The organism is Streptomyces omiyaensis, assembly GCF_014650895.1.
In the GTDB taxonomy this organism is placed as follows: Bacteria; Actinomycetota; Actinomycetes; order Streptomycetales; family Streptomycetaceae; genus Streptomyces; species Streptomyces omiyaensis.
This window is the reverse complement of record NZ_BMVV01000041.1, coordinates 21,978-43,177: the sequence shown is the minus strand read 5'-3', so window position 1 is coordinate 43,177 and position 21,200 is coordinate 21,978. Positions and strand designations below refer to the sequence as shown.

The 21,200-nt window shown below is 74.4% G+C and carries 16 protein-coding genes and 1 pseudogene; 8 read left to right on the top strand and 9 right to left on the bottom strand.

Going from position 1 to position 21,200, the window contains the following annotated elements; genetic code table 11:
* A partial coding sequence (locus tag IE287_RS35950) for a hypothetical protein (RefSeq protein ID WP_189853610.1) occupies nt 1–1,692 on the bottom strand: 1,692 nt, incomplete at its 3' end.
* A 451-nt stretch (nt 1,693–2,143) separates the two neighbouring features.
* Here IE287_RS35950 and IE287_RS35945 point away from each other — a divergent pair.
* A complete protein-coding gene (locus IE287_RS35945) occupies nt 2,144–3,574 on the top strand; it encodes a polysaccharide lyase 6 family protein (RefSeq protein ID WP_189853609.1) in 1,431 nt (476 codons plus the stop codon).
* A gap of 49 nt (nt 3,575–3,623) precedes the next feature.
* Here IE287_RS35945 and IE287_RS35940 read toward each other — a convergent pair whose 3' ends face one another.
* Nucleotides 3,624–5,192 carry a serine/threonine-protein kinase gene (locus IE287_RS35940; RefSeq protein WP_189853608.1) on the bottom strand — a complete coding sequence of 523 codons (1,569 nt, stop codon included), beginning with the start codon at nt 5,190–5,192 and terminating at the stop codon, nt 3,624–3,626.
* Nucleotides 5,193–5,705: 513 nt separating this feature from the next.
* On the opposite strand from IE287_RS35940, the gene IE287_RS35935 reads away from it, so the two are divergent.
* The 5 genes and pseudogenes from IE287_RS35935 to IE287_RS38935 all read left to right on the top strand — a co-directional run bounded on the left by IE287_RS35935 (nt 5,706) and on the right by IE287_RS38935 (nt 10,358).
* Nucleotides 5,706–6,506 carry a hypothetical protein gene (locus IE287_RS35935; protein ID WP_308436916.1) on the top strand — a complete coding sequence of 267 codons (801 nt, stop codon included), beginning with the start codon at nt 5,706–5,708 and terminating at the stop codon, nt 6,504–6,506.
* A 295-nt stretch (nt 6,507–6,801) separates the two neighbouring features.
* A pseudogene (locus IE287_RS35930) lies at nt 6,802–7,185 on the top strand (threonine--tRNA ligase); the annotation flags it as partial.
* A gap of 262 nt (nt 7,186–7,447) precedes the next feature.
* Nucleotides 7,448–8,185, top strand: coding sequence for a VOC family protein (locus IE287_RS35925; protein ID WP_189853607.1), 738 nt, complete (start codon nt 7,448–7,450; stop codon nt 8,183–8,185).
* 87 nt (nt 8,186–8,272) lie between these two features.
* Nucleotides 8,273–9,313, top strand: a complete 1,041-nt coding sequence (locus IE287_RS35920; protein ID WP_189853606.1) for a vWA domain-containing protein — start codon at nt 8,273–8,275, stop codon at nt 9,311–9,313.
* Nucleotides 9,314–10,052: 739 nt separating this feature from the next.
* Nucleotides 10,053–10,358: a hypothetical protein gene (locus IE287_RS38935; protein ID WP_229883962.1), complete on the top strand. Its 306-nt coding sequence runs from the start codon at nt 10,053–10,055 to the stop codon at nt 10,356–10,358.
* Nucleotides 10,359–10,603: 245 nt separating this feature from the next.
* On the opposite strand, the gene IE287_RS35910 is transcribed toward IE287_RS38935, so the two are convergent.
* On the bottom strand, nt 10,604–11,212 hold the full coding sequence (locus IE287_RS35910) for an SMI1/KNR4 family protein (RefSeq protein ID WP_189853605.1): 609 nt from the start codon (nt 11,210–11,212) through the stop codon (nt 10,604–10,606).
* A 94-nt stretch (nt 11,213–11,306) separates the two neighbouring features.
* On the bottom strand, nt 11,307–11,759 hold the full coding sequence (locus tag IE287_RS35905) for an anthrone oxygenase family protein (protein WP_189853604.1): 453 nt from the start codon (nt 11,757–11,759) through the stop codon (nt 11,307–11,309).
* 90 nt (nt 11,760–11,849) lie between these two features.
* Here IE287_RS35905 and IE287_RS35900 point away from each other — a divergent pair, with 90 nt between their 5' ends.
* Complete coding sequence (locus tag IE287_RS35900) at nt 11,850–12,428, top strand: TetR/AcrR family transcriptional regulator (RefSeq protein ID WP_189853603.1); 579 nt, start codon at nt 11,850–11,852, stop codon at nt 12,426–12,428.
* 117 nt (nt 12,429–12,545) lie between these two features.
* On the opposite strand, the gene IE287_RS35895 is transcribed toward IE287_RS35900, so the two are convergent.
* From IE287_RS35895 to IE287_RS35885, 3 genes are all read right to left on the bottom strand, one after another.
* The gene (locus tag IE287_RS35895; RefSeq protein ID WP_189853615.1) at nt 12,546–13,322 is read right to left on the bottom strand and encodes a 2OG-Fe(II) oxygenase family protein; all 777 of its coding nucleotides are present in this window, start codon (nt 13,320–13,322) and stop codon (nt 12,546–12,548) included.
* On the bottom strand, nt 13,306–14,577 hold the full coding sequence (locus tag IE287_RS35890) for a hypothetical protein (protein WP_189853602.1): 1,272 nt from the start codon (nt 14,575–14,577) through the stop codon (nt 13,306–13,308). The genes IE287_RS35895 and IE287_RS35890 overlap by 17 nt, the downstream gene beginning before the upstream one ends.
* 145 nt (nt 14,578–14,722) lie before the next feature.
* Entirely contained in the window at nt 14,723–15,151 is a 429-nt protein-coding gene (locus tag IE287_RS35885; RefSeq protein ID WP_189853601.1) for a YunG family protein, read from the bottom strand.
* Between the two features lie 342 nt (nt 15,152–15,493).
* Between IE287_RS35885 and IE287_RS35880 the strand changes: the two genes are divergently transcribed.
* Nucleotides 15,494–16,078, top strand: coding sequence for a hypothetical protein (locus IE287_RS35880; protein WP_189853600.1), 585 nt, complete (start codon nt 15,494–15,496; stop codon nt 16,076–16,078).
* Between the two features lie 78 nt (nt 16,079–16,156).
* Here the strand turns inward: IE287_RS35880 and IE287_RS35875 are convergent, their stop codons facing one another.
* Both IE287_RS35875 and IE287_RS35870 read right to left on the bottom strand, forming a co-directional pair.
* A complete protein-coding gene (locus IE287_RS35875) occupies nt 16,157–19,306 on the bottom strand; it encodes a tetratricopeptide repeat protein (protein ID WP_189853599.1) in 3,150 nt (1,049 codons plus the stop codon).
* On the bottom strand, nt 19,307–21,196 hold the full coding sequence (locus IE287_RS35870) for an HSP90 family protein (protein WP_189853598.1): 1,890 nt from the start codon (nt 21,194–21,196) through the stop codon (nt 19,307–19,309).
* Nucleotides 21,197–21,200 lie beyond the last annotated feature (4 nt).

Sequence of the window (21,200 nt, the reverse complement as noted above, 5' to 3'; positions counted from 1 at the left end):
GCCCGTCTTGTCGCGGGCGACGAAGTCGGAGGGGCCGGAGCCGACCGAGCCGAGCACCTCGATCCGGTCGTAGGCCTGCCAGCCGCCGCCGATCCTGACGGGCGAGTGGACCTGGGCGAGGGTCTTGCCGGCGGCGTCGTACTCGCCGTTGAGCTTCCACAGCACGCCCGCGGTGTCCCGGGCCAGCAGGTCGGGGCTGCCGTTCCAGCCGAGGTCGTGCTGGGTGGCGGCGTTCTTGACGGCGGTGAAGCTGCCGGAGGCCTCCACGGCCGGGCCGACGCCGTTCTGGGGGCGGGCCGTGAACGACCAGTCGTAGGTCCCGGTGGCGGCGTCCCGGCCCATCTCGGACTCCTCCGCGATCTGCGACCACCTGATGCCGAAGACGTCGTCGCCGTAGTAGTACTCGCTGCCGGCGGACTCGCTGTAGAGGTGCAGCGTCTTCGAGAAGGACTTGCCCGTCGCCCGGTGCGTGATCCTCAGGTCGACGTCGGCGTTCTCCCGCGACAGCTTCCACGTGAGTGCCATGTGGGAGGCGAGGTCGAACGGCTGCGGGACCCGCGCGCCGAGGTGGCGCAGGGCCACCGGCCTCCCGGTGACGGCGACCGCCTGCGCGGTCGGCACGCCGTCCGCGCCGATCGAGATCCGGTAGAGCCCGTCGCCCTGCTCGACGGTGCCGCCGCGCACGTACGCCGTGTTGCCGGGGCCGGCCATGACCGTCCCGTAGGCGTAGTCGAGGAGCTCGACCGTCCGCCCCGAGGCCAGGGACTTCGCGGCGAAGGGCACCAGCGTCCGCGGGTTGCCCGTGCCGTCGCCCTCCAGGGTGGTCCAGGTCCCGTACAGCTGCCACGAGTCGAGCAGGCCGACGACCATGCCCTCGTCCTCGGTGAGGCGGAAGTCGGTCACGGCCTCCGCGCCGGTGGCGCGGTCCTTGGAGTGGACCTTGCCCTCGTCCGTCCATACCAGGTGCGTGGCGGAGAGCGCGCCCCGACGGGGGCGGGAGTCGGGCCGGTGGACGGAGGTCACCTTCGCGGTGGCGAGGTCCACCACGGCGAACTCGCTCCTCCACTCCGTCCCGTCCTGCAGGGAGTACGTGAGCAGGACCGAGCCGTCGCGCGCCTCGGTGGAATGGGGGTACTGGATGCCGGCCGGGACGCCTTCGACCTTCCGCTGGGTGAGGGTGCCGCCGGCACTGGTGACCAGGTGCAGCTCCACGGAGCCGTCGGCCTTCGTCACCTGCGCCAGGATCGTGTCCGGGGAGACGGCCTTGACGTAGGTGGCGTTCAGCGGGCGGAGGTCCATGGTGACGGTGCCGCCGCCGGGGGCCATGTCGCGCAGCTGCAGCACCAGGGAGCGGGCGGGGGTCGACCCCTTCCCGGTCATGATCACGTCGGTGCCGGTGGAGTCGGCCACCGGCGCGTCGATCACGGTGGTCGCCCCGTCCGCGAACCGGGTCCACCGGAGCATCCGCTTGCCGTTCACGGTCGTCTGGTTGAGGAAGCCGGTCCGCCCCACCGCAGCGGGCGGCTCGCCGCCCACCGGATAGGGGACGGGTGCCGCCGCCGTCACGGCCGTCACCGCGGCGGGCAACGGGGCGGCGTGGGCCGGGGCGGTCAGGACGCCCGCGCCGAGCGTGACGGCGAGGACGGTGGTGATCGCGGCGGACACACCCCGGCGGGACGCGGATCCGGACATGAAGTTTTCCTCCCGATAAGCGAGCTAGCGGCGCATTGGTACCGGCGCCGCTCTCTGAGACCTCCGTCCGGACCGGAAGGTTGTACGAGTGAACCGTCCGGCCTGCTCAGGGCCGTCCCGTGACCGTTGGTCACGGAAGGGGACGAGGCGGAGCGCACGGTCGTCTCCTTTCCTGAAGCCGCGATCGGCCCTGACGCCCCCCGCCGGTCCGATTCCCACGGCGAGGTCCGGCAGTTCGGGTCCGGGGACAGGCCTGGGGCGGGCTGGGACGGGCCTGGGCACGGGCCCTGCGTCCGGGCCCGGGTGCGGCTGTGCACACCGGTCCGTGGGCGCTCGTGGCCCGTCCGGTCTCCGGCGGCGAGGGACTCCGGGACGCTCGCGCGTTAGCGGGGCGTCAGCGAGGCGTCAGGGCGGGGGCCGAAGGTGGAGGCCGACCACACCAGGAGGCATCATGCGTCGACGTACGTTCCTCAAGGGGACCCTGATGGGCGCGGCCGCCACGGCCGTCCCGCTCTCCGCCCTGGCCCAGGGCTCGGCCGCCGCGGCCGGCACCGTGACCGTCGGCAGCATCGCGGCGCTGCAGAGCGCGATCGACGGCGCGGTCGCCGGGGACCGGATCGTCCTGGCCGACGGCTCCTACACCGTCCCGTCGTCCGGCATCCGCGTGACCGGCCGGAACGGCACGACCAGCGCCCCGATCAGCATCGTCGCGGCCAGCCGCGGCGGGGCCGTCCTGAACGGCCCGGTCAGCTTCGTCCTGTCGGCCTCCAGCAACATCACGATCAGCGGCTTCGCCTTCCGGCAGACGACCGGCCTCGCCATCCCCGCGGACTGTCCCCGCATCCGCCTCACCCGCAACGACTTCAAGCTGGCGGACACCGCCGGGCTCGACTGGGTGACGGTCCGCGGCGACGACGCCAAGGTCGACCGCAACCACTTCCACCACCGGACCTCGCAGGGCATCTTCCTGGTGGTCGACGGCCCCGGCACCACCGCCATGGCCCAGCGGACCCACATCCTCCGCAACTACTTCGCCGACCACTCCTACTCCGGCGCCAACGGCGGCGAGGCCATCCGCCTCGGCGTCAGCCACCGCGCCCTGTCCAGCGCCGCCGCCCTGGTGGAGCACAACCTCTTCGAGCGCTGCGACGGCGACCCCGAGGCGATCTCGGTCAAGTCCTCCGGCAACACCATCCGCTACAACACCCTCCGCGACAGCAAGGGCGGCATCGTCCTGCGCCACGGCAACGGCACCACCGTCGACGGCAACCACGTCCTCGGCGGCGAGAACGGCGTGCGCCTGTACGGCAACGACCACCTCGTGGTGAACAACCACGTCTCCGGCACGACCTCCCGCGGCATCGTCATCGGCAGCGGCACCACCCGCGACCACCACGACGGCGAGACGACCGAGCAGCGGCGCGGGAACGACGCCTGCGACCGGGCCGTCATCGCGCACAACACGCTCGTCGGCAACTCCGCCACCCTCTCCGGCGAGAGCCGGACCCACGAGCCGCGGGACGTCGTCGTCGCGGACAACATCCTCGTCGCCTCCAGCGGCAGCCTGGTGGACCTCGGCACCACCACCGGCTTCACCTGGCAGGGCAACATCCTCTGGGGCGCGGCCTCCGACGGCACCATCCCCTCCGGCGGTTTCCGCCGTGTCGACCCGCTGCTCCGCAAGGACGCCGACGGCGTCCACCGCCTCACCGCCACCAGCCCGGCCGTCGGCTCCGCCACCCTCGCCTCGCTCTCCCTCGCGGAGGACGCCGACGGCCACGCGCGCGGAACGACCCGCGACGTCGGCGCCGACGAGTACTCCTCCCTCGCGCCCGTCCGCCGCCCGCTCAACCCGACGGAGGTGGGCCCGAACGCGGCCTGAGCGACGCCCGGGGGCGGCCGCGGGGGCGGTCCCGCGGCCCGTGCCGCGGTCACCCCGCCGGAACCGCCCGGAAGCCGGTGCAGCCGAACCGCGTCCACGCGGCCCGGTCGTCGGTCTCGGCGCGGTACACGACCACCGTCCAGTCGCCGTTCCCCGACGTGACGGGCGGGGCGCCGGGGAAGTCCCGCGGATAGGCGAGGGCCCGCGGCTCCGGCCCGACCCGCACCGGCCGGGAGAGGTGGCCGAAGCCCTTCCCGCCGGGCGGCTTCACCCCGGCCACCAGCCGGTAGGTCCGGTCGCCGGAGAACGAGAGGCTCACGTCCGCCGAGGGCGCGCCGGAGCGGTACGCCACCGAGGTCGAGGACCTGCTGCCGGACGGTCCCGCCTCCGGGGGCCGGTCGCACTCCCCGGCTCCGAGCCGCGCCTGCCGCGGGTCCTTCGAAAGGACCCAGCGGACGTCGGAGGCCGTGGACGACGCCGTGCCGGGGCCGGTGGGCGTGCCGGGGCCGTTCCGGTCGCGTTCCCGGGGCGGGGTCGGGGCGGGCGTCCGGGAGGCCGGGGGGTCCTGCGCGCCGGCCGCGCCGCCGCCTCCCGCACCGCCGCCCGTGCCGTCCTCGTACCACCCCTGCCACGCGGCCGTGCCGAGCACGGCGGCCAGCGCCAGGGCCAGGACCGCGCCTGCCCACCGGTCGCGCCGCACGGAGGGCGCGACGGCGCCCGGCCCGGGACCCCCTTCGCGCACCGGATCGCGCTCGTCGCGCTCGTCGCGCTCGTCGTCGACGCGGGTCGGCGGCAGGGCCGTACCGCTCCCTCCGCCGCAGCGCGCGATGACCTCCGCCACGCCCGGCCGGTCCGCCGGGTCCTTCGCCACGCAGGCCCGGATCAGCCCGAGCAGTTCGGCGTCCCCGCCGGCGTCCACGGGCAGGTCGATCTCCTCGTGCACCGCGCGGTAGGAGACCGCTTCGGCGGGCCCGTCGCCGAACGGAGGGCGGCCCGTCAGCACGTACGCCATCGTGGCGCCGAGCGCGAAGACGTCGGCGGCCGGGGACGTCTCGTTGCGCAGCAGCACCTCGGGCGCGGTGAAGCCGGGTGTCCCCGGTGCCGCCCCGGTCCGCGTCAGGGCGGTGTCGTCCGGGCCGCGCGCGATCCCGAAGTCGATGAGCCGGGGTCCTCCGGCGGCCAGGATGACGTTCTGCGGCTTGAGGTCCCGGTGGGTGATCCCGTGCGCGTGGACGCTGTCGAGCGCCACCGCGAGCGCCCCGAACAGCGCACGGGACTCCCTCGCGCCGAAGGAGCCCCGCTCGCCCACGGCCTGACGGAGCGTCGGGCCGGGGACGTACTCGGTGGCCAGCCAGTACGGCTCCCCGTCCAGCGAGGCGCCGACCAGCCGCGCGGTGTGCGGGCTGCGGACGGCACCGACGGTGGCGACCTCCCGGCGGAACCGCGCCAGGACCTCCCGGTGCCCGGTGATCTCGTTCCGGATCACCTTCAGCGCGACCATCCCGCCGTCCGGTGAACGCGCCAGGTACACCTGCCCCATGCCGCCGGCCCCGAGGCGGCCGAGCAGGACGTGGTCGCCGATGCGCGCGGGGTCCTGCCCCGGTCTCAGTGGGTCCACGCCGCCGTACTCTAGTGCGGGCGCGGTCCGCGCGGCGGGGTCGCCGTCGCGTCCACGGTCCGACGGCCGGACTTCTCCCGTTGTTCTCGTCCCCGTCGTACAACCCTGTGGGCGCCCTGTGAGTCTTGCAGTCGATCACACCCCGATCGGAGCGATCGGACGTCCGAGGAGACCATCATCACCGCGATACGCAAGACCCTCACCGCCACCGCCGTCGTCGGCGCCGTCCTGGCGGGCTCGGCCGCCTGCGGGACGGTCGAGCAGCTGTCCGCCGGCAAGAAGCTCGACCAGGCCTTCGAGAAGCTGGGGAAGGCCACGTCGCTCTCCTTCGAGCTGGACCTCGACGTCGACGCCGAGACCCTCAGGGAACTGGACGCCTCGTCGGACCCGGAGCCGGGCGAGGAGATCCCGGACGAGGCCGCCGAGCTGATCGGCGGCGCGAAGATCAGCTTCACGGTCGAGTCGAAGAAGCCCCTGGCCGAGTCGGAGGAGAAGGACATCTCCGGCGCGGCGATGAAGGTGAGCACCGCGGACGGCGACCTGGTCGAGTACCGGGTCGTCGGCGACTACACCTACATCCGGTCCGACGTCCGGCAGCTCGGGGAGGCGATGGGCATGCCCCTGCCCTCCGCCGACCAGCTGCCGGCGGACGCCGGCGCCTTCAAGAAGGCGCTGGAGGGCGAGTGGATCAAGTTCGACACGAAGGCGATGGAGAAGGCCGGCGAGGAGCTGGGCGAGGTGCCGGGCGCCGACGGCGGCGCCCCGGCCGGCGAGGCCTCGCCCGAGCCCACGCTGGACCCCAAGACGCAGAAGAAGCTCCTGGAGGCGCTGCGCGAGGTCATCGCCCGCGACGTCGAGTTCACGACGGCCGGCGGCGCGGACGGCACCGAGCACATCGCGGCCACGGCGCCCTTCCGCACCCTGATCACGAACCTCGTCGGCGAGATCCGGCCGCTCTCCAAGGAGCTGCCGCCCGGCCTGGAGCTGCCGACGGCGGCCGACCTGAAGGACGCCCCCGACAGCAAGGTCACGGCCGACTTCACGCTCAAGAACGGCGAGCTGACCGAGGTGTACGTCGACCTGGCCAAGCTCACCGAGAACGCGAAGGTCGAGAAGTTCGGCTTCTCCCTGAAGCTGAGCGACGGCGTCACGCCGGTCGCCCCCACGGGCGCCACCGAGATGTCCCCGGAGGAGTTCATGGGCGGCTTCGCCGGCGCCATGATGCCGGAGGGCGAGGAGTTCGACGAGGAGTTCCTCGACACCGAGGGCCTCGACGCGGCCGAGGGACCCGAGGGGTCCGCGAACGCGGCGTGACGCACGGGACGGCCCGTGCCGGGGAAAACCGGGTGTCGCGACGCCCGGCCCCTGTTGGCGTCTCCGGCATGAAGCCCGCCGCTGGGACGACGACGCCGGAGAGCGTCCCGGCGCGCTGACGCTGTCTCAGTCCGAAGCCCCGGGGCGAGTGCCCCGGGGCTTCGTGCCGCGGTCGCCCGCCCCGTCCGCGAGGAGACCGCACCCCGTGAACGCCCACGCGCCGTCCCGGGACCGCGACCACGAGCACCTTCACGACCACGGGTACGAGCACGCCCACCGCGGGCTCGGCCGGGAGCTGGAACTCTTCGGCACCGACCCGCTGATCGGCGCGGGCCCGCCGTACTGGCCCCCGACGGCGCGACCGTGCGCCACGCCCTGGAGGAGTACATCCGCGAGGCCGAACGGCGGGCGGGGCACCGGCACGTCCACTCGCCCGTCCCGGGCACGCGCGAGCTGTACGAGCTCTCGGGGCACTGGGCGCACTGCAGCGACGGCATGTTCCCGCCGACGGACCTCGGCGGCGAGCAGGTCGTGCTGCGGCCCGGCCTCCGCCCGCACCACGCGCTGATCCACCGCTCCCGCTCCCGGAGTTACCGGGAACGCCCCCTGCGCCTGGCCGAGCTCGGCGGGATGTACCGCTCCGCGCCGGCGGGGGCTGGGCGGGCCGACCCGGATGCGGGGGAAGTCCTCCGCGGTGCAGTGGACGCGCGGCACTCCCCCGGTTCCCCTTCCCCGTCCGGTCTTTCGGCCAGGGCCTGAACCTTCGCGTCGGCGCGGTGGCGAACCTGGAGGGCCGCCTCGGCCTGTACCCGGCGCCGGCCGCCGCTGCTGTCGCGCACCGGCGGATCCGACGGCGCCGCGCACCGCGGTGCCGGTGCCACGGCCCGAGGCGTCGGTGCCACGGACTGCGACGGCATCGGCGAACTCCTAAAATCCGGTGCATGGCAACGCGACTCGTGCAGATCAACATGAAGGCCCACGACGACTCGGCGCTCGGCCGGTTCTGGGCGGAGGCGCTCGGTTGGGGCGTCGACAGCGAGGGACCCGGCGTGACCAATCTCGAACCCGTGGGCTTCGTCTACCCCGACCCCGTCGCCGTCTGCGTCGACCTCATCTCCCACCCCGAGCCGAAGACCACCAAGAACCGCGTGCACCTCGACCTGGCCACCGCCTCGGCCGCCCACCAGGAGGAGTTGGTCGCCCGCTTGAGGGGGCTCGGCGCGACGCTCGCCGACGTGGGGCAGGGCGACGTCCCCTGGACGGTCATGGCCGATCCGGAGGGCAACGAGTTCTGCGTGCTGGAGCCCCGTCCGCGGTACCGGGACACCGGGCCCGTCGCCGCGGTGGTGGTCGACTGCGCCGACCCGCGGGAGATGGCCCGCTTCTGGGACGGGGCGATGGACTGGACGCTGCACGAGGTCGCCGACGACCACGCGACCATGCGGTCGGCCGAGGGCGTCGGCCCCTACCTGGAGTTCGTCCGCACCCCCGACGCCAAGAGCGTGTGGAACCGCGTCCACCTCGACGTCAGGCCCTACCCCGGCGAAGATCCGGCCTCCGAGGCGGACCGGCTGCGCGCCCTGGGCGCCACCGACCCGGACTTCGACCGGTCCGCGATCCACTGGACGATCCTGGCCGACCCGGAGGGCAACGAGTTCTGTCTCCTGACCCCCCGCTGACGGAACGGCAGATTCCGGATCTTGTTCGATTGTCAGTGGCGGCTGGAACGATAGGAGCATCAAGCCGCCGAAGACGGGGAGTCTGCCATGTCCGGAAGCCAGAACTACATCAATCACGTCGCCCTCGTGCTGGACGCGAGCTCGTCCATGTCGCACCTGCGGGGCAAGGTCGTCGAGGTCGCCGACCAGCAGATCGCGTACCTCGCCCGGCGGTCGCGGGAGCTGGACCAGGAGACCCGGGTCACGGTGTACGTGTTCGCGGACAAGGTGGAGTGCGTCATCTACGACAAGGACGTGCTGCGCATGCCGTCCCTGAAGGAGCTGTACAAGGTCGGGGGGATGACCGCGCTGCTGGCGGCCGCGCTGAAGTCGCAGCGGGAGCTGGCGCAGACCGCGCAGCTGTACGGCGACCACAGCTTCCTGACCTTCGTCCTGACGGACGGCCAGGAGAACGCCAGCCACCGCTGCCCGGACTCCCCCGGCAAGCAGCCCCGCGCGCTGGTCGCGGCGGTGGCCGAGATGATCGAGAAGCAGGACGACAACTGGACGCTGGCCGTGCTCGTGCCGGACCAGATGGGCAAGCGCGAGGCCATGAACTGCGGCTTCCCGAAGGACAACGTCGCCGTCTGGGACGCCACGAGCACCCGGGGCTTGGAGGAGGCCGGCCACGTCATCCAGCAGGCCACGGAGAAGTTCATGGTCGGCCGGTCGAAGGGCATCCGCGGTTCGCGCGCGGTCTTCTCCGTCGGCGCGGAGGCCGTCAACAAGGACACCATCGCGGCGGCCGGCCTCACTCCGGTCGACGCGTCCGGCTACCAGCTGATCCCGGTCGCGCGCGACGTGGCGATCCGCGAGTGGGTGACCGAGTCCGGGCACACGTACCGGACCGGATGCGCCTTCTACCAGCTGAGCAAGTCGGAGAAGATCCAGGCGCGGAAGCGGATCGCCGTCCTGGAGAAGAAGACCGACCGCGTGTACACGGGCCCCGAGGCCCGCGCCCTGCTGGGCCTGCCCGACGAGGAGGTCCGCGTGAAGCCCGACCACAACGCCGACTTCACCATCTTCGTGCAGAGCACCAGCGTCAACCGCAAGCTCGTCCCCCAGACCCGCCTGCTGCTGATGAACTGACCGGCACCGGACGCCGGCACCCGCCCCGCCCCGGGCGCTCCCCGAGAGGAGAGCGCCCGGGGCGCCGTACGCACCGAGGACCCCGGCCCCCTCTTTCCCCGCCCCCGCCCCTCCCCCGGCCTCGGATCACAACGCCCGGCTGTCAGTGGTGGTCGGCAGGGTGGACACGTGACGAACCGAGACGACGAACACCGCACCCCCTCCGGCCCGGGGCGCTCCCGGCGGCCGAGGACCTCCTCCGGGAAACCGACTGGGGCGCGCTGCGGCACGCCTACGGGAGCGCCGAGGACACCCCGGCGCACCTGGTCCTGCTCCTGAGCGAGGCTCCCGAGGAGCAGGCCGAGGCCCTGGCGGTGCTCGAGATGTCCGTCCTCCACCAGGGGACCCCGTACAGCTCCACCGCACCGGCGGCCCTGTTCGTCGCCGCGGTCCTGGCGCATCCCCGGGCCTCGGCCGAGCACGAGGGCTTCTTCCCCTGGGACGACCGGGCCCGCCCCCCCCTGCGGGCCGCGCTGCTCGACCGGCTCGGCCGGATCGCCGACTCCGCCGCCTGCGGAGAGAACGCCGGCGGCGGCGAGGAACACTCCGTCGCGGACGAGGACACGGACGCGTACGAGGAGGAGCTCGAAGCGACCCGAGCGTGCCGGAGCATCCGGTCCGAGCTCCACGACGCGGTGGACCCTTCCTCGACGATCCGCATCCGGATACCCGCGGTTTCCTCGACGACCGGGATCCGGCCGTGCGCGCCTGCGCCGCGCTGGCGCCGAGCGTCGCGCACCTGCCCCGCGCCACCGACGTCCTGCTCACGGCCCTGCAGGACCCGGCCGCGGCGGACCGCTGGTTCCCGGAGCCCCTGCCCCTCGTCGACGGGTGGTTCCGCTTCGCCCTCCTGAAGGCCGCCCCCGACCGCGTCGGCGCCTTCGAGGACCTCGCCCCGGCGGCCATGGCCCTGGTGCCGCTCGCGAACGACCACACGGTCGACAGCGACTGGGGGCCCCTGCTCGTCAAGGCCTCCCGGACGGCCACCGCCCCGACCTGCCGCTGACGACCGCCCAGCGGGACCTCCTGGGCGCGATCGCCGCCAACGACGCGTGCTGGGGAAACATCGCCGACAAGACCCTCTGGCTCAGGAAAGCCGGCCTGCCCGAACGGCGCGACGCGTTCCGGGCACTGCTCTGAGCCCGCGCACGCACGCCGGGGGCGAACCCGTCTCCCGCCCCTCCGCGCACGGCGCGCCCCTCACGTGGGCGATGCGCCCTCCCGCCCCTGGAGTCCGGGGCACCACGGTCCTCAGGCGTCCGGGAACCAGGAGTCGCCCCGGCTCCAGTGGGTCGCCCAGCCCGTGAAGCCGGGGGTGCCGGGCATCGGGGAGGTTCCCGGGCGGGTGCCGAAGGGGACGGCGCCGTACTCGTCGATCATCCAGATCTGGCCGCGTTCCGGGCCGGTGACGACGAGGTGCCAGTACATGCCGCAGCCGTCGGTGCCCAGGAGCAGGGAGCCGTGGTCGTACGCGGCGTCCGTCCGGGCCTCCAGCTCCTCCTGGGAGAGCTCGCCCTCCTCACCGGTCTCGTCCTCCTCGTCGGCTCCCTCCCACTGCCACGGCTCCGTGAGCGGGAAGGGCTCCGCCAGCCGGCGTTCGGGACGGTCCGCGCCCCAGTCGGAGGGAGTGCGGGCGAGGGGAAGGAGGCCGTAGTGGGGGGGTCCTTCGCGGAGGCCGTCGCAGATCTCCGCGACGAAGGTGCGGTACGGCTCCGGGAGGACGATGCCGTGCTCCGCCTCGAAGGACCGCACCGCCGCCCAGCCGGCCGGGGGCGCCGCCTCGGGGCGGGACGCGAAGAGCTCCCGGAGGGCGGCCGCCTCGGCCGGGGCGCAGGTTTCCGTGTTCACGCCGGTCATCATGCACGGCCCCACGGGAGCGGTCCGACAGCGGGGTCCGGCTCGCCGCGGCCCCCGTCGCATCCCGGGCCCCGCCACCCGGACACCGGCCCGGGGCTCAGGCGGAGGTGAGGGCCGTGACGAGGAGGGTGAAGGCGCCGATGACGACGGCGACGCGGACGTAGTGGTAGCGGTCCCAGCGGTTCGCCTGCTCCTTCCAGTCGGCGGGCCGGTTCTCGGGGGTCCAGGTCTTGCCCCGGTTGTTGATCGGGACGAGCAGCAGCAGCGACATGACCACGCTCAGGACCAGGAGTCCGGCGGCGGTGACGACGAGTCCGGTGCCGGGCCGGTGCCATCCGGCGACGGCCCAGACGCCGGCGAGGACGAGCGAGGTGACGTACCAGACCGGCATCACGGCACCGAGCATCCGGCCCCCGCGGGCACGGGCGAGCACGACGCTGTCGTCGGGAAGTCCGCCGAGGATCGGGTTGATGACGAAGGCCACGGAGAACTCCACCCCCACCATCAGGCCGACGGTCACGGTGGTGAACACCTCGAACACGTTGAACATGACGCCCCCTCAAGGATCTAGCAGTGCTAGCTGATGAGGCAACGCTAGTACTGCTGCCGCTCTATTGTCTAGCGGTGCTAGCATCGAGACATGTCGGTACAGGAACGCAAGGAGCGCGAGCGGGCGGGCCGCGAGCGCCTCATCGTGGCCACGGCCCGCGAACTCGCCGAGGAGCAGGGCTGGGACGCGGTCACCACCCGCCGGCTCGCCGAGCGCATCGAGTACAGCCAGCCCGTCCTCTACAGCCACTTCCGCGGCAAGCGCGAGATCATCGGCGCCGTCGCCCTCGACGGAGCGGCCGAGATGGCCGTGGCGCTGCGCGCCGCGTCCTCCGCCGCCGACGGCCCCCGGGCCCGGGTCGCCGCGCTCGCCCGCGCCTACCTCGACTACGCCGTGCGCAACCCGGCGGTCTACGACGCCATGTTCCGGCTCGACGGCGGCCTGGCGTTCGCCCGGGAGGACACCCCCGCGCCGCTGAAGGACGCCTTCGCCGCCCTGCTGGAGACCCTCGGCGAGGTGGCGGGCGACGGTGTCCACCCGGGACTGTTCACCGAGACGTTCTGGGCGGCCCTCCACGGACTCGCCACCCTGACCCGGTCCGGGCGGCTCCCTCCCGAGCACACCGACGTCAGGGTGGACCTGCTGGTGGACCGGCTCGCCGCGCTCTGACGCCCCGTCCGGGACCGTACGCGGCCGGGACGGTGACGCCCTCCGCCACGACCGGTGCGCGGCCGGGGCGGTGGCGCTCTCTCCGCCCCGGCCGGTGCGCGGCCGGGGCCGTGGCGCTCACGGCCGGACCGGCGGCACCAGGTCGCTCTCGCTGACGGTGTACGTCAGCGGGGGGTAGGTGAAGTCCGTCTCGTCGTTCTCGCGGCGGCGCAGCCGGTGGAACGCGCGCCGCTGCTCCTCGTCGGCCTGTGTGAGACGCGCGCCCCACGGAAGGTACGGGTGTCCGCCCCGGAACCGCAGGAGGGTCTTCGAGGTGCGGAACGTCACGCCCAGCCACGGGTTGTCCGCCGCCTGCGCGGGCGCGTCCAGGACGATGCGGTGCCGCAGCCGCCGGTTCGCGTCGACGGAGAAGGCGACGACGCCGTGGTGCGCGAGGGGGACCTCGAGGCTCTCGCCGCCGGCGCCCTTCTCTTCGACGATCAGCGTCCGCCGCGCGCCCGCTCCGGGGTCCCGGTAGCAGGAGAAGACGGCGATGGACGACCCGTCCGCGAGGTCGAGGGCCTGGTCGGAATGGGCGCCCATCCTCCTGTAGGCGTTCGTGTAGCTCTCGATGAGGGCGTTGTCGAAGTCGTGCGGGAGCGCCGCCCGTTCCCGTATCCACCGTGCCAGCCGTTCGTGGACCGGCCGGAAGCACTGCGCCGGGGCGGTGTACCGCGTGGTGGTGCGGACGAGGGGCACGCCGCCCTCCTCGTCGACCCGGGTGAGCACGGCGCCGCGCCGCCCCTTTCCCAGCTCTTCGAGACGGGCCGACGCCGACAGCTCCTCGAAGAGGTTCGCCTCGGCGGACAGGGAGTACGAGCGGATCTCGTCCGAGACCCTAGATCCGGGGCGCAGCGTAGTCTCCCTCGTTCATGCTGAAGGTGAAGGCGTCGCCGTAGTCGACGAAGGACGAGCTCCTGTTCTCCTCGGCGTACAGCCCGCGCAGCTCGTCCATCCCGGCCGGGGTGGGCGGTTCCAGCTCCACCGGGCCCCCGGCCGTCTTGAGGAAGGTCCGGCCGTCCTCGTGGACGGCTTCGGCGTTCGAACACCGCACCACGTACCCCAGCCGGGTCGGCAGCAGGTCGGCGTCCAGCGTCGACGGCCGGATCTCGTGCGTGTACAGGCGGTTGGTGGAGAGGGGCATGAAGAAGACCGAGCCGGGGTGGAGGGTCAGGGTGAACTGGGGCGGAAGGGCGGCCCCGCCCCCCTCGCCCGCGGGCTCCTTGAGGCGGAAGTGGAGCCGGGTCAGCGCGCTGGTGTTCCCGACGCCGCGGTCGAAGGGGTCGTCGGGCAGGGGACGCAGCCGGTCGAGGCCGTCGTAGAAGGTGCAGAAGGCCATGACGCCGTTGACGGGCATGTCCTTGGTCTTGTCGGCGTGGGAGGAGATCCTGGCCTTGGACTGCTTCCGCTCCGGCGTGGCGGGGGTGTTGTGGTAGGTCTGGGCGAGGACGTGGTTGAGCGGCGCGTGGTCCCGGAAGACGGCGGCGGCCTCGCGGTTCAGCGCGTCGACGATGCCCGTGTCGGTGGGACGGAAGCCCTCGGTCGGGCCCGAGAGGTTCGTGGAGCACCGCAGCAGACGGAAATGCAGGGCGTCGCCGGTGCGGACGACGGGCGTCAGGTAGATGCCGCTGCGGCGGGCCGTACCGGCCTTGTCGGACTCCCTCAGCGACTGGAACGCGTGCTCCGCGCGGATCCGCCCGAAGTGGTCCTCCTCGGGTGCGAAGTAGCGGTGGTAGTACACGCCGACGCCGTGGACGCGGACGGGGACCCGGCCGAGGCCGACGGAGGTCAGGGGGGCGCCGGCCGCCCCACCGCCGCCGTGCGACGACTCCTCGACGGCGAACACCCGGTCGGCCGCGCGGAGCGGGCGGGAGCCGGCGGGACCCGCCGGGCCACCGCACAGGTAGACGGTCTTCCCCGCCAGGTCGGGCGCACCGCCGGCCAGCTCCTCCGGCGTGATCGTGGTCCCGAAGAAGTCCCTGATCACGACGTGGTCGTGCATGGAGGCGGGCGCGACCAGGACGTTGTTCCCGTCCTCGACGCGGGCTTCCCCCGGCCCTGTCAGCTCTCCCGGCCGTGCCTGCTCTGTCGGCTCTGTCCTGTGGTCCATCGAACGGTTCCCCCCTGTTCGGATCGGATCCCGAGGGCGCCCCGGCCCCTCGTGGCCGCGCACCCCTTCACCCGCTCTCGTCCTCGTCCGCTCTTGTCCTCGCCCGCGCCCGCCCGCAGTTCGGCGGGGAGCGTCCCCGGGGGCGTCACGCCGGGAGGCCCCCTCCGGTCGCGACGGGCGTCCCGTCCCGCCGGCCGAGCCGGTCCAGGACGCGGTCGCGCAGGAGCTCGTACTCCGCGTGGAGTCTGCGCCACTCCTCGAAGGGCGGGCGGGGGACGACGACGCCGTCGGTGACGGTCTCCTCCGGCCCGAACTGCTCGCGGGTCAGGTCGATCTCGACGCCCGTGCCCAGGCGGTTCCACCAGTGGTGGTCCACGCGCTCGCCGGCCACGTGGACCTCGCCGCGGAGCAGCTCGCCGCCCAGGAGGTCGTTGACCACCATCGCGGTCACCCCGCACTGGTCGCGCGCCGGGTTCTCCTCGGTCCAGCGCGCGCGGTACTCGGGCGTGCAGGTCTCGGCGCTCCAGCTGTCGCGGACGGCTCGTTCGATGTCGGAGAGGAGCAGAGGCGTCATGCCCGTGATCGTGTCACGGGGCACCGACAACGCGCTCCCGGGCGTTCCCCGGCGGGTGCGCCGGCCGCCCGCCCGCAGTGCGGAACCGGCCACTTGCCGGCGCAGGGCCGCCCGCCGGACTCCCCCGCCCGGGCGGGGGAGGCCCGCCGCGAGCAGCCACGGGCACGGGACCTGGTGACGGGGCCACGTCCCCGTGGGGGTCCCCGCCCTTGATCGCCCTGCCGCGCAAGGGAAGGAACAGGCCACCGATCACTCGCCGACACGACGCGCCGGGTGCGAGGATCGCCGCACGGACGGGGACGGCGGACGGTCCGCCGGTCCCCCGCCGAGGGACGGTGGCACGTGGACGACGACGGGATCCGGGCACGGTTCGACGACAGCGTCCGGGTCGAACTGCTGCTGGACGCCCGCGCCGTCCCCGCCTCCCGGAAGGAGCGGATCCGGAGCATCGCCCATGCCCTCGGCTACGAGCTGCTCACGGTCGAGACGACCGGGTTCGCCTTCGGCGCGGTCGGGGACGTCTTCGGCACCACCGGAACCGCCGCCGTGCGGTTCGTCTTCGGGCGCGTCGAGGCTCCCGACGCCCGCCGCCGCCGCGAGCGCACCCTCGCGCGCCTGCGGGCGGGCGGACCGGTCCTCCCGCCCCTGGGCGAAGCTCCCCCTCCCCCTCCCCAGCCCCCGCCGCCGGCCCGTCCGCCGGCGCGGGGGCCCCGGCCCCGCGCGAGCGTCCTGCCTCCCGGCCCGCCGCCGCCTCCCCCGGTGGCCGGGCCGCGCGAACGCGGCCCCCGTGTCCCGCCGATGCCGCTCGGCCCCCCGCCGCCTCCGCCACCGCCACCGCTTCCCCCCTCCCCTTCGCCTCTCCCGCCTCCCCCTCCCCCGGCCGCCGTGCCGGCGCCCGGTACCGCGCCGCCGGCCGGCGCCCGCTGACCGGGCGGGACGGCGCAGGGGCGGCGGCCCGGCCTCGAAGGCCGGGCAGCCGCCCCCGTGGCGCCGGATGCCGGTCGGTCAGCGGGACATGAGCTCCTGGCGGAGGGCGTCCAGGACCTGGGCGGCCTCCGGATGGCCGGCCTCGCGGCAGCGTGCCGACGCCGTCGTGAGGCGGGCGATCGCCTCGTTGGCGCGGTCGAGGCCGTTGCCTTCGATCAGGGCCGCGACACGGACCGCCTCGGCGCGCGGCAGCTCGCCCTGCTCGCCGCCCTCGCCGTGGGCGGCGACGGCGGCCTCGGCCTCCGGCAGCGCCTCTTCGTGGCGGCCGGCCTCGGCGAGGACGCGGGCGCGCCGGTAGTGGATCTCGCCGCGTTCGTACCAGACGGCGAAGCCCTCGTCCCCGGAGGGCAGCGCGGCGAGGACCCCGTCGGCGGCGGCCAGGTACTCCAGCGCGGCCTCCGTCCCGGGGTCGGCGGCGACGCTCCCGGCCCCCTCTCCGGCTCCGGCCCCGTCACCGTCCCCGGCGGTCCGCGCGGGTGCGCCTGCGCCGTCCCGGTCCTTCGGCGTGAGACGGGCGAACTCGCGCATCATCAGCAGGACGATCGGCGGGTTGGGCGCCTCGGCGTGGGCCGCCACGGCTCGCTCGTACGCCTTCGCCGCGGCGTCCCAGCGGCCGGCCAGGGCGAGGGTGGTCGCCGCCTCGGCGGCCACCAGGGTGAGGACTCCGGCCCGCTCGTCCTCCGGCCAGCCGGCGACGGTGTCCGCGAGGCGGAGCAGCTCCTCGGCGGCCGGCAGGAACTCGTCCAGCTCGCGCAGGCCCCGGCCGAAGGTCAGGCGGGCCTGGGCGAGGGTGCGCGCGTCGACCCCGGACGCCGCGTCGTCGGAGAGGACCGACTCCAGGACGGCGACGGCGTCGGCCGGCCGGCCGGAGCGGGCGAGGACGTCCGCGAGCTGGAGGCGCGCCTCGGTGGCGCTGCCGGGCTCGTCCGCCTGGTCGAAGCGGACGGCGGCCTCGGAGAGGTGGCGGACGGCGCCGCCGTGGTCCCCGAGGTGCGAGGAGGCGTGCCCGAGCAGCAGGTACGTCGGGGCGGCCGCGAACGTGGTGTCGTCGTGCGCGACGGCGTCCGCGAGCGCGGCGTGGAGCAGGTCCACCGCCTCCTGCGGCTGGTCCTGGGCGAGCAGGACCTGGGCAAGGAGGGCCGACGGGCGCGGCCGGCGCCAGGGCCGGCCGGCGGTTTCGAGGTCCTGGAGGGCCTCGCGGAGTTCCCGTTCGGCTTCGGGCATGGCGCCCCGGCGGGTGAGCACGTCGGCGCGGAACTGGCGGGCGTTGGCGCTCTGGTGCGGGTGGCCGAGGCGGAGCGCCTCGGCGCGGAGGGCGCCGACGCTCCGCTCGAACCGTTCGGCCGCCCCGGCGGGGTCCCGGGAGGCCCCCGCGTCCTCCGTCCCGGTCCCTGTCCCGCCGTCGCCCTCGCCGCCGTCGCCCTCCCGGGCCAGGACGCCGAGCAGTTCCTGGTACGCGGCGAAGGCCACGGAGTAGAGGAAGGAGAGGTACGCCAGGGTGCGCTCGGTGCGCAGGTCGGCACCGAACGCGGCCTCCGCGGCACCGAGCGGCTCGCCGTCGAGGGGGGTCTCGGCGAGCAGCTTCTCCGCGAGGGCGCTCAGCTCGTCGAGGGCGGCCCGGGCCGCGGCGGGGTCCCGGACGCTCCCGTCGCCGTCGCGGGAGCCCGGGGTGGTCGTCCAGGCGAGGGAGCGGGCCCGGGCGGAGAGGGCGTGCCAGGGCATGTCCAGGCTCTCGAAGCGGGCGATGGCGGTGGCCAGTTCGGCGACTCCGCCGGTGTGGCGGTCGGCCAGCCAGAGGCGCTGGGCGTCGTGCTCGGCGAGTTCGGCCAGGAGGAGCTCCTCGGGACCGAGGGCGTCGTCGTGCGGCGCGGCGGCGTCGGCGCGGAGCTCCGCGATCCGCGTCCAGAGCCTGGTCTCGCCGGGGTGGCCGTCGCGCGACAGGCGGCGGGCCTCGCGCACCAGAGCGGCGTAGTCGTCGGGGACCTCGATCCGGGCGGCGGCGGGGACGGCCGACGCGGAACCGGTGCCGGATCCGGGGGTGCGGGTGACCGCGCGGGCGCCGGCGGAGGCGCGCAGGCCGAGCGGGAGCGGCTCGTCGAGCAGCGGGCGGCGGGCGAGCCGGTCCCCGCGCCGGTCGCCGACGGCACCGGTGCCGTTGCGGGCGTCGAAGGCGGCGGCGAGGGGTTCGGCCTCGGCGCGGACGTGGGCGAGGAGTCCGGCGGCCGTCCAGTCGCGCCCGGGCGGGCCGGCGACGGCGGTGGCCTCGTGTCCGTCCTCGACGAGGCGGGCGAGCAGCACCTCGACGCCGGTGAGGAAGGCGAGGCGGTCGAGCGGGGCGCCGGTCGCCTCGAAGAGCGGCCGGTTCTCGGCGAGGATCTCCAGACCGCGGCCCTCGTTGCGGGAGAGGGCGCAGAACTCCAGGTGGAGGCCGACCTCGGCCTGCATGCCGGTGTTGCCGCGCACCTTGCGGTAGCCGGTGAGGTGGTGGGAGCGGGCCTCGTCGACGCGGCCGGTGCGCAGCAGCGGCAGCAGGGCGCGGGCCTGGCTCATCTGCGGTTCCTCGCTGCACCCCTGGTCGCCGTCGAGGACGGGCCGCCAGGTGTCGAGGGCCGCCGCGTCGTCGCCCTCGCCGACGCGGTGCCAGGCGTGGTGCCGGGTCTCGCAGGCCTCGCAGTCGCTGAGCTCGGTGCGGGGGCGGGTGGCCCAGAGGTCGTACGCGTCGGCGGCGGCGGTGCCGGTGTGGTGGGCGAGGTGGTAGCGCATGGCGGCCACGGGCTGGACGCCGTGGCCGGCGGCCTCGTACCGCTCGCGCATCTGGTCGATCCAGCCGCCGATGGCCGTCAGCGGCACCTCGGGCACCTGGAGGAGGGAGGTGGTCACCCACTTGAAGCGCCAGAAGACCTGGTGGGCCTCGTAGGGGCTGAAGGAGTCGGGCGCGGAGTCCCACAGCTTGAGGATGCGGGCGAAGGCGACGGGCGACTTGCGCTGCTCGCCGGTGAACTCGTACGCCGTCATGAGTTCGAGGAGCGCGGTGACGAGCACGTCGGGCTTCTCGAAGGCCTCGGCGGCCTCGACGAGTTCCTCGGCGGTGACGGTGCGTGCCAGGCCGTGGGGGCGCTCGTGGTTCTCGCGGAGCGCTTCGACGACGGCCTCGGGAGTGTCCAGCATCTACAGTTCCTTCCGGGGCTCGGAGCCGGGGGCGGCGTCGCCGGGGTGGTGCATGGCGTGGGTGAGCAGGCCGATGAAGGCCCGGTTGAGCAGGGCGCTCTCGCTCGCCCGCAGCGGGCGGCGGCTGAGGAGCAGCGCCTGGCCGTAGAGGGCCTCGGCGGTGGTGACGGCGAGGCCGCGCTCGCCGATGGTGAGGGCCTGGCGGACCAGCGGGTTGAGGTGGTTGAGGACGAGCTGCGCGCGCGGGGTCTCGTTCCGGAGGGAGCCGAGGATGTCGGCCCACAGGCCGTCGCTGTCGGCGGCGAGGCTCGACCGGGTCCGCTCGTGCCGGGCGTCGCGGTTGTCGAGGAGCAGCGCGGGCGCGGTGACGGGCTGGAAGTCGCGCAGGACGACGTCGCAGTCGTGGACGCCGATCGTCTCGCGGGCGACCGCGAGGAAGGCGGCGGCGCGGAGTTCGGCGCCGGGGTCGACGGCGTCGAGGTGGGCGGTGACGGTGGCCGGGTCGAGGTCGGTGACGGTGCTGCCGGGCCGGATCTCGGGCAGTCGGTGCACGAGGTCGCGGTCGTAGGTGTAGCCGCCGTTGACGACGCCGAGTCCGGCGGCCGAGGCGATCGGCGCGACCTGGCGGAACTCCTCGACGCTGCGGGTCACCAGGAGCGTCGGGTGGGTCCGGGCGAACTCCTCCAGCGTGACGTTGCCGTCGGTGGTCTCGAACGGCAGCCAGGGCAGCACGATCCGCAGCAGCTCGTCGTCGTAGCGGGCGAGCGCCTTGACCGCGAGGTGGTGGGTGTCGATGAAGCGGTGGAGGAGGGCGGGGTCGCTGGCGGCGAGCCCGGTGAGCCAGTCGCGGATCCGGTCGCCGAGGGCGTCCCGTACGGCCGAGAGCGTGCCGTCCTCGTACAGCGACTCGCGGGAGGCGGTCGGCCGCAGGCTGGTGGTGTCGACGACGCAGCGCACGAAGAACGCCCACTCGGGGAGCAGTTCGGGCGCCTGGTCGGTGAGGAGCATGCCCTTGAGGTGGACGCGGTGGCCGGCGCGCTGGGCGGGGCTGACGGCGTTCGGCAGGACGTAGGCGACGCCGCGCAGTCCGGCGGCCGGCAGGTCGAGCTCGATGGTGTCGAGCGGGGTGAAGTCGAAGAGGTCGCGGCAGTACGCGGTGTACGCCTCGCGCTTGGCCAGCGGGGAGCGGTGCGTCCTCTCCCACGGCGGTGCCTCGTTGATCCGGTGGTCGTCGCCGCGCGCGTCGACGACGGTCACCTCGTGGCGCAGGAGCCGGCCGTAGTGCCGGGCGAGGGCGACGACCTGCTGGGGGCCGGTCCACTCGGCGTTGTCGGCGCGCGGGACGAGCTTCACCGTGGTGCCCGGCTCGGGGAGCGTCGAGGACGGGAGGGTGCGGATGGTGTAGCGGCCGTCGGAGTGGCCGCGCCACTCGACGGTGGGGGCGGCCGGGTCGGCGGCGGACCTGCTCAGCACCGTGATCTCGTCGGCGACGACGAAGCAGGCGAGCAGGCCGATGCCGAACTGCCCGATGAACTCGCCGCGCGCGGCGTCCAGTCCCGCGCCGTCGAGCACGCCCTCGGCGGTCCGCTTGGAGCTGCGTCCGATGGTGGCGAGGAAGCGGTGCACGTCGGCCTCGGTCAGGCCGATGCCGGTGTCCGTGACGGTCAGCGTCTCCCCGGTGCGCACGGTGATCGTGCCGGCCGCGCCGGGCGTGAGCGCCTGCCGGGCGGTGATGGCGTCGACGGCGTTCTGGAGCAGCTCGCGCAGGTAGACGCGGGGGCTGGAGTAGAGGTGGTGGGAGAGGAGGTCGACGAGGCCGCGCAGATCCACCTGGAAGGTGTGGTCCGTCGGGGAGGTCGGCGACGTCTGGGGGGAATCGGGGTGGGACACCTGG

Bases quoted from the DNA above. Each gene is read 5' to 3' on its own strand.
- IE287_RS35945 (WP_189853609.1), top strand. From the start codon at position 2,144: ATGCGTCGACGTACGTTCCTCAAGGGGACCCTGATGGGCGCGGCCGCC.
- IE287_RS35935 (WP_308436916.1), top strand. From the start codon at position 5,706: ATGAAGGTGAGCACCGCGGACGGCGACCTGGTCGAGTACCGGGTCGTC.
- IE287_RS35925 (WP_189853607.1), top strand. From the start codon at position 7,448: ATGGCAACGCGACTCGTGCAGATCAACATGAAGGCCCACGACGACTCG.
- IE287_RS35920 (WP_189853606.1), top strand. From the start codon at position 8,273: ATGTCCGGAAGCCAGAACTACATCAATCACGTCGCCCTCGTGCTGGAC.
- IE287_RS35910 (WP_189853605.1), bottom strand. From the start codon at position 11,212: ATGATGACCGGCGTGAACACGGAAACCTGCGCCCCGGCCGAGGCGGCC.
- IE287_RS35905 (WP_189853604.1), bottom strand. From the start codon at position 11,759: ATGTTCAACGTGTTCGAGGTGTTCACCACCGTGACCGTCGGCCTGATG.
- IE287_RS35900 (WP_189853603.1), top strand. From the start codon at position 11,850: ATGTCGGTACAGGAACGCAAGGAGCGCGAGCGGGCGGGCCGCGAGCGC.
- IE287_RS35890 (WP_189853602.1), bottom strand. From the start codon at position 14,577: ATGGACCACAGGACAGAGCCGACAGAGCAGGCACGGCCGGGAGAGCTG.
- IE287_RS35885 (WP_189853601.1), bottom strand. From the start codon at position 15,151: ATGACGCCTCTGCTCCTCTCCGACATCGAACGAGCCGTCCGCGACAGC.
- IE287_RS35875 (WP_189853599.1), bottom strand. From the start codon at position 19,306: ATGCTGGACACTCCCGAGGCCGTCGTCGAAGCGCTCCGCGAGAACCAC.